We start from the raw sequence: 379 nt of genomic DNA on the forward strand, positions 1-379 counted from the left end.
CCTCCTCGCCTCCGTGGGATCGATCGGCCTGAATGCGCCAACCCTCGCGCAGCAATCCGCCTCCCCCAACCTGCTGCCGCCGATCCAGATCGCTCCCCCGCCGGCGAGAAGCGCGGATGTGCCGCAGCCTGCCCGCCGTACGACATCGCATTCGCGGCGCACGGTGCGTGCTGCTCCTCAACAACTTCCGGCCGGCGACGCTGCCGCGCCCGGCGCGACGGTGCCGGTGGTGGTCAGCCCGACGGGAATCGTGACGCCGGCCGGTCAGTTGGCAAGCTCGCTCACCATCGTCACCGAGCAGGATATCCAGACCCAGCAGTACCGCACCGTTCCGGACATCCTGAACACGGTCCCCGGCTTGAACGTCATACAAGCCGGC

At 68.9% G+C, this 379-nt stretch carries 1 pseudogene; it reads left to right on the plus strand.

From position 1 onward, the window contains the following. A pseudogene (locus BGO16_RS14505) lies at positions 1 to 379 on the plus strand (TonB-dependent receptor); the annotation flags it as partial.

It is taken from the genome of Nitrobacter sp. 62-23, from assembly GCF_001897285.1.
In the GTDB taxonomy this organism is placed as follows: Bacteria; Pseudomonadota; Alphaproteobacteria; order Rhizobiales; family Xanthobacteraceae; genus Nitrobacter.